The following is a 10,632-nucleotide window of genomic DNA, read 5'->3' on the forward strand; positions in this document are numbered from 1 at the left end:
TCTGTCTGTCTGTCTGTCAAATATATTTCTCTATACATCTCTTTGTCAACCTTCTGATTTAATAAAATTACACTACTGTATCAAAACCATTTGTCACTGTTCAATGCCCTGCGGTTCGGTGCCCCCCCCCGCCGGATTTTATGCTTCTGATTGTCTTTTCCAGTACTTTCATCTCAACTGGTTTTGAAACGTGTGCATTCATACTAGCTGCCAGGGAATGTTGAATATCCTCGGAAAATGCATTCGCAGTCATGGCAATGATCGGAATCGTCTTTGCCAGTTCATGGGAGCTTCTGCGGATTGCCTTTGTTGCCTCATAACCATTCATAACAGGCATCTGCACATCCATCAGGATCATGTCATAATCCCCCGGAGCAGACTGTTCAAATGCTTTCAAAACCTCTTCACCATTTTCACAGATGGTACATTCTGCACCTTCAATCTTTAACAGTTCCGTCAGGATCTCAGCATTCAGCTCATTATCCTCTGCACACAGGAACCTCATTCCCTGCAGAATATTACCATCCTGCTCATCTGTGTCTTCTTGTGCCGCCAGAGCAACTGTTCTATCCTCTGCAATTCTCAGCTCTATGAGAACCTCAAAACAACTTCCCTGTCCCAGTTCACTCTCCACATCAATGGTACCTCCCATTGCTTCAACCAGATTTCTGGTAATAGCCATTCCAAGACCGGTTCCCTGGATCTTATTCGTCACAGAATTTTCGGCACGGGTAAAAGCATCAAAGATTTTATCTTTGAAATCTGCTGACATTCCTATTCCATTATCCCTGACTAAGAAACGGTACTTTGCATAGACGGATGAATTTGTTTCACATTCTTCTACCAGAAACTGAATTTCTCCACCTTCCTGCGTGTACTTCACTGCATTAGAAAGCAGGTTGTTGAAAATCTGCATCAGGTGAAGCTGATCCCCGTTCACCCACTCATGTCGGATATTTTTCTTTGTTGTAAGAGTCTGTTTCTTTTCATCTATCTGTGAATGAAATAAATTATTGATTTTCTGTATAAAATTCAGAATAGAGAAATCATCGTATTTAAAAACTGTTTTTCCTGCCTCAATTTTGCTCATATCCAGAATATCATTAATAATCCCTAACAGATGCTGGGATGAAATATCTATTTTATCTGCATACTCTATTACTTTATCTTTATTTCCTGCATCATGTCTTATTAATGACGTCATACCAATAACTGCATTCATAGGAGTACGTATATCATGTGACATATTAAACAGAAAATTAGATTTTTCAACACTGGCTGTTTTCGCCTGCTCCAATGCTTTCTGCAGTTTTTTATTTAATTTCACTACTGTGTTTTCCGATTCCTGTGTCCTGTGCAGTAACATAATCATAAAAACAAATCCAGTTAAAAGCAAAACAATCAGTAAACCGCAGCCCCATAGTCTATATAACTTTTCATTGCTATTCCATCCGTTTTCAGGCATCACTTCCAGAACCCATTGACTGTCACCTAATTCGAAAGTATATGTGACAGGATCAATCATTTCCACAACTGAGCCATACACTTCTTCGTATGTTTCATCCCACGGTGCAATACTTTTAGACAACTTATATTCATAGCTAAAATCGGTAAGTGACTTTATAGAATCAGCGAATATATCCGGTACACGAATAATTACAATTGTAAATCCCCAAAATGTCCTTTCGCCATTTTTCTGCTCCACATACACCGGATTTCTTACAGCAATCCCCGTTCCACCCTGTTTCAAAGAAAATGGTCCCTGCATGGTTATCACATCATTGTCTCTGGCATAACAAGATATCTTTCCTCGTTCTTTATCATGAATAAGATCTATCTTTCCAGCCTTATTTCCGTCTTCCGGATAAATCTCAGTCACTACGCCGTCTGGTGCGATCTGAATACTCTGGACATAATCTGCCATCATATTCTCCGCAACTTTCGAGAACATGGAAATTTTTCCGTTTTCACTAATAACAATCTGTTCAAAAGTATTTGTAATATCAATTCCCCTCACGATATCAGCCTTCATATGATCTGCATACGTTACTGCGTTTAATTCAGCTCTTGACCTTATCAAATCCCTTTGACTGCTATCCGCACGAATGCCTATATTCACCAGAACAACCAAACCGATCATCAATACAAATACCGGAATCCATAACTCTTTTTTTATCCTAAATGTATTTTTTTGTTCCTGTGCTGACTTAATTTTCTTCCACATAACCGATTTCCTTTACACCTGCGTTTTTATCTACTTCATTTTTATATTTTAGCAGCCACCAATTATTGCCTGTTTTAGTTTCTTTTTAATCTCCAAAAATGAAAAAAGCATTGTCATTGCAGACAATGCATCTTTAACGTGGCAACTGGCTACCATTTTACAGGCCCTATAGCTTTGCGTCGCAGACTTTCATCTGTTTTGCCGTTTTTCTTATTATAGCTTTTAAACATATGAAAAAAACTGGTTTTATTATACTCTAATGCTCGACTATGTACAAGAAAAACATTACCGTTTTAACGCCTAAAAACAAAAGAAGAACAGCCGATACATATACTCGAACTGTTCTCCTACTTCCGAAGTCCACGCAGCATTGACATTACTGTTTCCTGCTCATTTGTACTCAGATTGTTCCATATCCTTAAAACTTCTTTCTGTTTTTCTGTCAGATTCTCTGAATTACCTTCCTGAAAAAACTGTGATAATGTCACGCCCAAAGCTGCACATATTTTTTCAAGTGTAATCAGCGACGGCAGGTTTTCCTGCGCCATGATTCTTCCCAGTGATGACTGGGAAATTCCCGACAGCTGCGATAATCTATATTTACTGATATCACGCTTTTCACACAAAAATGTTATTTTATCCGCAATATACTTCTCTATCTGCAAGTAACTATACCTCATTTCCGCTATTACATGTTCTTATTGTACCTGTAATAATGAAAAAATATTAGTAATCAACTTTGCAAGTATTCATTCCCATTATAGGAAGTATACGGATAAAAAAATATAAAGATACTTTCGTTTCCGCAAAAGTCATTTTCGCTTATATCGTTTTTATAATAGCACAGACAGTTATGTTTGTCACATAAAAGTTTGAAACCTCAAACAAAAAAATAAGCCTGCCATCATCCGCAGATTTCTCCACAGACAACAGCAGGCTTCCTACTATCTCATCAACTCATTCACTTTTCTCTGCACTGCCCCATAATCATATCCCGCAGCCTGCAGTCTCTTCTTTCTGTCCCCGCCGTTCCCCCACTTTCCGGCAATGACTTCCTTTGCTACAGTTTCCACACTCTTTTTGTTGCTACTTTTCACCAGCTCATTCACCTTCGCCTGCACTGCCGGATAATCATACCCTGCAGCCTGCAGTCTCTTCTTTCTGTCCTCGCCGTTCCCCCACTTTCCGGCAATCACTTCCTTCGCCACAGCTTCCACACTTTTCTTTCCTGTACCAGGATTCCCGCCGGTTCCTTTCACAGCCTTCTCATACTGCGGAGCCGCATATCCGCGGATATATCCCCATCCCAGTGGGATCACCCTTCTGTCAACCTTTTCACCCCGGTTACCTTCAATAGCAGTAATCATTCCCACCGGAAACCTCCTCCACAAAACCGATATGGTCACTGTACCCGTCATTCGGCTGTGTGGCCTTGTCCCAGTTATACACAATCACATAACCCGGCTCCGGCGTGATGGTTCCGTCTTCGATCCAGATCCCCATCTCCCTGAAGATCTTTACGTGTTCCTCCACGCCGCACTCCCTGCCGATCAGCTCACTGCATCCTGCCCTGATCCCTGCAGCAGACACACAGGTATCACACCATTCATCCGAATACTGCACCGCATATCCTCTGGGAAGCGGCTTCACACTATTATACAAGTCAATAATCTCCCTAAACTTTCCATTGGCCTCACTGAATCCCAGCCATCCCCTCATCACATCCAGAACACTCTCAGCAGTCTTTGCCATAGCCTCACATCCCCCTTCATCAAATCTTGTCAGTTCATACTGACGGATCACCTTCATGCAGTCTTCCACATAGGAAAAAGAAGTGGCATACCCGTCGGCACGGATGGTTTCCAGATACTCCTGCGAATCCCGGAAAACATTCACATCCAGTCCTCCGCCAATGGCAAATCTCGTGGTATAATCTTCCACCTCAAGCTTTCCATCCCAGGCTTCCCCAGCCGCCATTGCCTGTCCACTGACAGAATCAATGCAGTCTCCCACATCAACCGTACCGCTGCCATACTCCATCCAGAGATACACATTGAATGTATTCGTATAATTGGCAACAATCTTCTCAATAGGATAATACAGCGACAAAATATGTTTCCCGGAATGCCAGGTCTCCACCGGACAATGCTCCACAATCTCCTCATTGTTAAATTCAAAGACCACATGGCAGACCGCCTGTCCGTCCTCCTGCCACTTCACCGGCAGGCTCACATCCACAGAAACCTCCGAACCACTCCCGGTTCCGGATCCGGAATCCGAGCCACCAGCGACATCATCCGTACTCCCTGTATTCTCATTCCCAGAAGTATTTCCAACTTCATTCCCTGCCGCATCATTTTCAGAACTTCCTGCATCCGATGTCTCCCCGGCTCCATCAGAACCACCCGTACCACTTCCAGTTCCACTGCCGCTTCCGCCCGGAAATGGAATCACCACAGTCCCGGAAGCCTCCGCAGACCGTTCCACCGGATCCGCAGCCACATCCACAACAACCTGCGCAAAAAACTGCATGTGGTTTTCCTCAGAAGAAGCAAACTGGATACTGATCAGCTTCACCTTCGTCTGCCCGATCTCATGCGCGGAAGCATTGGTAAACGTATGGATCCCGATCTTCCCGGTCTTCGCATTGTCTTCAATCTGATTCAGCAGTCCCGAAATATTCTTGTCATTCCTTGACTTCGCCTGATCCAGCCTCGGGTTCTTCCCCACACATTTCAGGCTCTGCTTTCCCCCGATTTTCTGTCTGATGGAAGTGATACAGGTGATCTGTCCCTCATCCGCCTGTCCTCCCGCAAATGTCAGCACATCCCCTGGATCCAGGGCAGGGTTCCCGATGGTATCCGAATCAAACGGCACATACCGGATCACAGACAGATCTGCCAGGATATTCCTGCACAGCATCTCCCTGGTCTCCTTTAACCCAAACTGCAGAAGCGGGTTCACACCCAGGTTCATGGTCAGCCCATTATCCGGATCCAGAGCATAATACTCTGCAATCTGCGTCTGCTTGTTGGTGGAACTCACTGCCGTGTATCTGGTAATAAAATCCGAAAAGCTGGAAGAAAGCCGGTGTCTCTGCTCCACCTTCATCACAGGATCCTTCCCGTACTTTCTCAGTTCCAGCTTTCCCTCCCTGTTAATAATAAAGAAACCTCCCAGAACCTGTGCCACATAAAACAGCACATCCCGGCAGGTCTCAATATCATTTTCAGTATAAACAGAAAGCGTCACCCCGCCATTCGGCATGGCATCAATCTCCGCCCTCTTATTCGCAAACTCCACTTTACACCGCTTACAGCACAAAGCAATAAAATCATAAGCAGTCCCCACAGTCTCAAACCCGTTGAAACTCTTATCAAACCGCAGCATAAAATCATAGGCTTTCAGTTCCAAGCACTTTGCCAACCGGTTCGCCTCACTGACCTCAAAAACTCCCATCGGCACATCTTCCACCGAATCATCCGCCAGCACCAGATGAAACACCAGCGTCACCTGAGCATCCTCCAGCGTATACCTGTCAATGTCACTCAGAAGCGTGATCCCCATCTCCGCCGCATACACCGTCCCCAGTTCAATTTCCGTGCTTCCACAGCACTGCCTGGAAATATACCCGGAACCCTTCACAATCTCCTTCGCCCCGAACTCATACGTCATTCCGCCTCTGGTAACGATCGTACCCGTCCAGTAATATTTTCTTGTATTGCTCTTCACTGCTCTCAGAAACCCATCCGATACCGGATACATCCCGCCACCTCCATTTCCCCACGAAAAAAGCACCAGCCAACCAGGTGACCGATGCCTTCGTAAATATAATCATTCTATCTGTTATAAGTCCAATGTTTCAGGTACCATTCATGCAGTTCTTCTGTTGTTTTACAGCAGTCTGCAATCTCTTTTCCCTGTGATATCCACTGACACGTTTCCCTGCGGAATGTATCAACATCCAAAGCATGAAATTTATATGTTCCACCCCGTCTGTGCATCACTTCATCATCACACTGGAACTCAAAATAATCATCCCCGTCCAAAACAACCTTTCCAGTCAGGTTCCACACCCCGGACCACGGAGGACCATCATCCCCTGGAACACAGAAGGGCAGTCTTCCATCTTCCAGAATAACAGGAGCCACCGCAATATTTTTCATCTGCGGCATATATGGCTGTTCAAACCAATACGCTTTCCTCTCATCCATTTCTCTTCATCTCCATGATAGCCACCTTCCCTGCAAACTTGAAGTTAGCGATTTCTTTTTCCGGTATTCTCTGTCCCACGGATTTCCTCATGATAGAAATAATCTACGATCACCGGATGTCCCTGCGGGACTCTGCCATAAGGCATTTCATTATCCACAAAGGCACAATCATACTTCTTAGCCATTTTCTCAGCTTTTACTTCAAGTGCTTCAAAGTAGCTGCGGTTATGCTTGTTATAGATCTCGTCGTAAAGTGGTACAAGATCAGGATATTTTCCGGCGATATAATCCATAATTGTCTTTTTGAAACCGCCTCGAAGATTGAGATTTTCGAGCCAGAACAGATCGCACTGATCCTTTACCCGCTCAAAGATTGCTTCAAAATCCGTGATACTGGGGAATACCGGGGATACGAAACAGACTGTACGGATACCTGCTTCATATACCTGCTTCATAGCAGAGATACGGCGCTCAATGCTCGAAGCAGAATCCATATCGTTCTTGAAATTTTCATCTAGTGTGTTGATCGACCATGAAACGGTTACATGTCCAAGCTTCTTCAGCAGATCAATATCCCGTACCACAAGATCCGACTTTGTGCAGATCAGAATATCTGCGTCACTGCCGATCAGCTGCTCCAGAAGTTTTCTGGTATTCCCGAATTGCTCCTCCTGTGGATTGTAGCCATCTGTCACAGAACCGATGACCACCCGCTGTCCGGCATATTTCTTCGGATTTTTAATTTCCGGCCAATGCTTCACATCAAGGAAAGTGCCCCATTCCTCCTTGTGCCCGGTAAAGCGCTTCATAAAAGAAGCATAGCAATACTTGCAGGCATGTGTACAGCCCACATAGGGATTGACCGAGTAACCGCCTACCGGCAGACTAGACTTAGTCATGATGTTCTTTGTTTCCACCTCACGAATGAGGATTCCATTTATTACTTCTTCCATGATTTCTGTACCTCTAACACTTTATTAAATTCTTCCGGCATTTCCTGAATCATATTTTCATCCCCTATGATAGGGACAAGGTCTTCCTTCATAAACACCGGAATGCCGAGTGCGTGTGCCTGATCCGTCAGAGACCATGCCCATTCCGGCTCCGTATGAATCTTCCTGCTCTGAGCCCCGGTCATAGTGCCGACAACGATCCAGTTGATTCTGGAAAGGTCAACTGTACCGGGATCGTCGAATAACGGTTCAAAGCTAACATGGTAATGCTTTGCTCTGATGTTTTTCCGAAGGGCGTCGATACGCCACAGTTCGGCTTTCCTCGTCACCGTAACGCCAAACCATGCGTTTTTCAGATCGGTATCAAAATCCAGCAGATCAGGTCGCTTGGTAAGGAACAGGAACTGATGCTGTGGATTTTCACGGATCTTTGCAAATACCTCGTCTCTCCATTCCGGCTTCCATCCGGAGAGATCGCTCATCCCAGTAAGAAGAAAGTTCTGCGGACGTTTCTTTTCCATCATCTTGAGCTTACCCGGAAAGAATTCAGGGTCAGCGAAGTCATCAATCATATGCCAGCGTTTCACGTTGTTGCGGGCATAGCAATATGTACACCCCACTGTGCAGCCAATGACGATATTCATGTTCTGAATCTGATCTTTGATACAAATACTCATGACTTCTGCCACTCCTCAAGATTCTTTCTGATGCGGTCGAGACATTCCTCAAACCGGGTAATTTCTTCCTCTGAAAAACCTTTGTAGTAAATACTGCCCATCTCATCAGATACAGAATCGTACTCGCCCTTTAAGGCATGTGCTTTCTCAGTCAGAAACAGGAGTGTTTTCCTTTTGTCCGTTTCAGACTGAACACGGCTTATCAGCCCTTGATTTTCCATTCTTTCCAGCATCGTAGTAAGAGATGTTATCGCTAATCCGCATTTAGTCGAGAGTGACCTGATTGAGATACCATCCTCCTGCCACAGCACATAAAGAATACGTCCCTGGGCTCCATTAAACGCATCAATATTCTTTTCACTGAGAATCTTCTCAAAAATCCGGTCTCCAAGCTGTTTTATTTTGGTGACAAGAAATCCTCCATTCATTTCCATACAAAATCTCCTATATAGTAGTTTATTAAAACATACTATATAGGAGCTTTATTGTCAAGCGTTTATATGTCTTAATAGGTAAATTCCGTTTTTTTCAATTCTCCAAACTTGAAATTGTCAAACAGCGTTCGGTGTTTCGCTTTGTGGAATTTTTACACACTGCTGAATCAAACCTGTAACATACGTAATGGAATCGGTGCAGTCGTTCTTGAGCCATTCTGAGATAATTGCCATCAGTCCCCGAATATAAAAGGCCATGATATAAGGTCGATCTTGCTGTAGTACACCGTAGCGGTCGAGAATCGGCGTAAACACATGACGGAACATCCTATCATAGCTTTTATCCATCCCCAACACCGCCGCATTTTCTGTTGCTGTGCGGAACAGTCGCTTGTTATTCTTAATGTAGCTGAGGTAAGGTGTTAAATAATCCGGCGTAATTAGATATAATTCATCCCTCGGGCAATTCCGCAGCTTTGTAGAAAAGGCATCCGAATCTTTCTCCATAGAAGCAAGAAATTGCTCGTTCATACGACCGACACTCTCCGAGAGCAGGTCTGACATCGTTTCATAGTGCAGATAGAAGGTGGAACGATTGACCCCTGCTACTTCACAGATTTCTTTGATTGTAATATACTCAAAATCCTTTTTTGCCAGAAGGGTCAGAAAGGCTTCGTCCATTCTGGCTGCGGTAGCAAAATATCTGCTTTCCGATCTATTCAATCGTTCTCACCTTCTTTCGTGTTATTGTTTACATCTCGCTGATTTCTTTTGCCAGTTCCATGATTTCAAAAGCGTATTTCTGCTTGCCCTGTGCCAGCAATTTTTTGTAGATGGGGTAATTAACGCCCATGCCCAGTAGCCCAATAATGCCGACAATCACGCCGAGGACAAACATAGTGATGCTACCGCTGCCGATGACCTTCATGGAAAGGCACATTCCAACACCGGCTACCAGCGCAGTGATAATGCCGAAGGTATAGGTAAAAACGGTTGCGGGAAGCTTGGCTTTTGCATCCAGTTTGCGAAGAGCAATCACCTTGGAGGTGTCCTTGAGTGCATATTCGTTTGCGAGTTGTTCTGCATAGATTTTATCTGTATTCATGGCTTGTTGCCTCCTTCATTTGATGGTTTTATTCTACCAGCAAAGAACGGGCAACGGAACAACACTGATGGCAGTTTGTGTTGAGTTCAGGAATTGTGCAAATTACGATTTGATGCTTCCATTATACCATTTCTCTACATCTCCTTCAACGTAAAACTCACCGTCCACAGCCCCTTATAACTGGTATCCTTTTTCAGCTTCGCCTTATACCCCGTCACATACATTTCCGCTGTTTTCATCCCCAGCGTCTCCACATCAAAATACTACACGCTGATCTTATCCTTCTTCGCATACCCCGCCAGCTTCTTCAACCACTTCGCCGTAACGGAAAACGACACCGGGATCCGCACCACACCATGCCGCACCACATCCCTCTGTGTTGTCCCTGCCTCTGTCTCACCGCCGGAATCCGCTTCCACATCCTCCAGCTCCACCTCATAAGAATCCGGAAGCGGCAGGTTCTCCCCGTCAAACACAAGATACTGAAAAAAAGCCATCCTATTATCTACCTCCGCTCCTCAGACTCATTCTCTGCTGTGCTGTCACAATCACCTCATCCAGCAGCTGGTTCCCCAGATAAACTGGAATCACCAGATCCCCCTGCTGTCCCTTCTGATCACCCAGCACCTCCTTCAGTGCCGCCACAATACCGGCTGTCAGATCCGCACCGCCGGATGTTCCCGTACCGGTAATCACACCGCTGTCTGCCGCGGCCATCTGCGGCGAAATTACCATATCTGCCGCCACTCCCGTCACCGGAAGCAGCTTCTCCACATCCCTCAGCTGGCTCTGCGTATTCCGGATTTCTGTATTAACCCCCTTTAAGGCGGTCTGCAATTTCGTGGTATCGCCGCCAATCTCGACAGTGATCCCCTGGATTCTGTTCCCTGCCATGCGGCTTCCCCATAAATCTCATAAAAAAAGGCTCAAAAATACGTAAACGGTAGAACCTGAGTACCTTTTTATTCACTTCAAGTTATGCCCTAATCATACTCAACAAAATAACATAGTCAAAAAAGTTTAGT

9 protein-coding genes, 3 pseudogenes and 1 riboswitch are annotated in these 10,632 nt (G+C 44.8%); all 12 genes and pseudogenes read right to left on the reverse strand.

Annotated features, from left to right (window positions below; all coding sequences use genetic code 11):
• Positions 1-100: 100 nt before the first annotated feature.
• Entirely contained in the window at positions 101-2,224 is a 2,124-nt protein-coding gene (locus tag DWW13_RS17000) for an ATP-binding protein (protein ID WP_118720659.1), read from the reverse strand.
• A gap of 137 nt (positions 2,225-2,361) precedes the next feature.
• Positions 2,362-2,437: riboswitch (cyclic di-GMP riboswitch) on the reverse strand.
• Between the two features lie 134 nt (positions 2,438-2,571).
• On the reverse strand, positions 2,572-2,889 hold the full coding sequence (locus tag DWW13_RS17005) for a helix-turn-helix domain-containing protein (RefSeq protein ID WP_117801760.1): 318 nt from the start codon (positions 2,887-2,889) through the stop codon (positions 2,572-2,574).
• A gap of 279 nt (positions 2,890-3,168) precedes the next feature.
• A complete protein-coding gene (locus DWW13_RS19935) occupies positions 3,169-3,591 on the reverse strand; it encodes a hypothetical protein (protein WP_330425630.1) in 423 nt (140 codons plus the stop codon).
• Positions 3,592-4,099: 508 nt separating this feature from the next.
• Positions 4,100-5,989 (reverse strand): annotated as a pseudogene (locus tag DWW13_RS17010) (hypothetical protein); the annotation flags it as partial.
• Positions 5,990-6,063: 74 nt separating this feature from the next.
• Positions 6,064-6,438: a hypothetical protein gene (locus DWW13_RS17015; protein WP_118720661.1), complete on the reverse strand. Its 375-nt coding sequence runs from the start codon at positions 6,436-6,438 to the stop codon at positions 6,064-6,066.
• 44 nt (positions 6,439-6,482) lie between these two features.
• The gene (locus DWW13_RS17020; protein ID WP_055228656.1) at positions 6,483-7,391 is read right to left on the reverse strand and encodes a radical SAM mobile pair protein B; all 909 of its coding nucleotides are present in this window, start codon (positions 7,389-7,391) and stop codon (positions 6,483-6,485) included.
• Positions 7,379-8,068 (reverse strand): radical SAM mobile pair protein A, encoded by a 690-nt coding sequence (locus DWW13_RS17025; protein WP_118720663.1) that lies wholly within the window; start codon positions 8,066-8,068, stop codon positions 7,379-7,381. The genes DWW13_RS17020 and DWW13_RS17025 overlap by 13 nt, the downstream gene beginning before the upstream one ends.
• The gene (locus tag DWW13_RS17030; protein WP_004853467.1) at positions 8,065-8,502 is read right to left on the reverse strand and encodes a radical SAM mobile pair system MarR family transcriptional regulator; all 438 of its coding nucleotides are present in this window, start codon (positions 8,500-8,502) and stop codon (positions 8,065-8,067) included. Before DWW13_RS17030 ends, DWW13_RS17025 begins: the two co-directional genes overlap by 4 nt.
• Positions 8,503-8,619: 117 nt before the next feature.
• Positions 8,620-9,225 (reverse strand): TetR/AcrR family transcriptional regulator, encoded by a 606-nt coding sequence (locus DWW13_RS17035; RefSeq protein WP_055228654.1) that lies wholly within the window; start codon positions 9,223-9,225, stop codon positions 8,620-8,622.
• Positions 9,226-9,253: 28 nt separating this feature from the next.
• On the reverse strand, positions 9,254-9,607 hold the full coding sequence (locus tag DWW13_RS17040; protein ID WP_118660740.1) for a dihydropteridine reductase: 354 nt from the start codon (positions 9,605-9,607) through the stop codon (positions 9,254-9,256).
• 134 nt (positions 9,608-9,741) lie between these two features.
• A pseudogene (locus DWW13_RS20075) lies at positions 9,742-10,104 on the reverse strand (hypothetical protein).
• A gap of 262 nt (positions 10,105-10,366) precedes the next feature.
• Positions 10,367-10,501 (reverse strand): annotated as a pseudogene (locus tag DWW13_RS20250) (phage tail tape measure protein); the annotation flags it as partial.
• Positions 10,502-10,632 lie beyond the last annotated feature (131 nt).

Origin of the sequence: Blautia sp. AF14-40 (assembly GCF_003479665.1) — a bacterium.
Taxonomy (GTDB): Bacteria; Bacillota; Clostridia; order Lachnospirales; family Lachnospiraceae; genus Fusicatenibacter; species Fusicatenibacter saccharivorans.

Bases quoted from the DNA above. Each gene is read 5' to 3' on its own strand.
- DWW13_RS17000 (WP_118720659.1), bottom strand. From the start codon at position 2,224: ATGTGGAAGAAAATTAAGTCAGCACAGGAACAAAAAAATACATTTAGG.
- DWW13_RS19935 (WP_330425630.1), bottom strand. From the start codon at position 3,591: ATGATTACTGCTATTGAAGGTAACCGGGGTGAAAAGGTTGACAGAAGG.
- DWW13_RS17015 (WP_118720661.1), bottom strand. From the start codon at position 6,438: ATGGATGAGAGGAAAGCGTATTGGTTTGAACAGCCATATATGCCGCAG.
- DWW13_RS17020 (WP_055228656.1), bottom strand. From the start codon at position 7,391: ATGGAAGAAGTAATAAATGGAATCCTCATTCGTGAGGTGGAAACAAAG.
- DWW13_RS17025 (WP_118720663.1), bottom strand. From the start codon at position 8,068: ATGAGTATTTGTATCAAAGATCAGATTCAGAACATGAATATCGTCATT.
- DWW13_RS17030 (WP_004853467.1), bottom strand. From the start codon at position 8,502: ATGGAAATGAATGGAGGATTTCTTGTCACCAAAATAAAACAGCTTGGA.
- DWW13_RS17040 (WP_118660740.1), bottom strand. From the start codon at position 9,607: ATGAATACAGATAAAATCTATGCAGAACAACTCGCAAACGAATATGCA.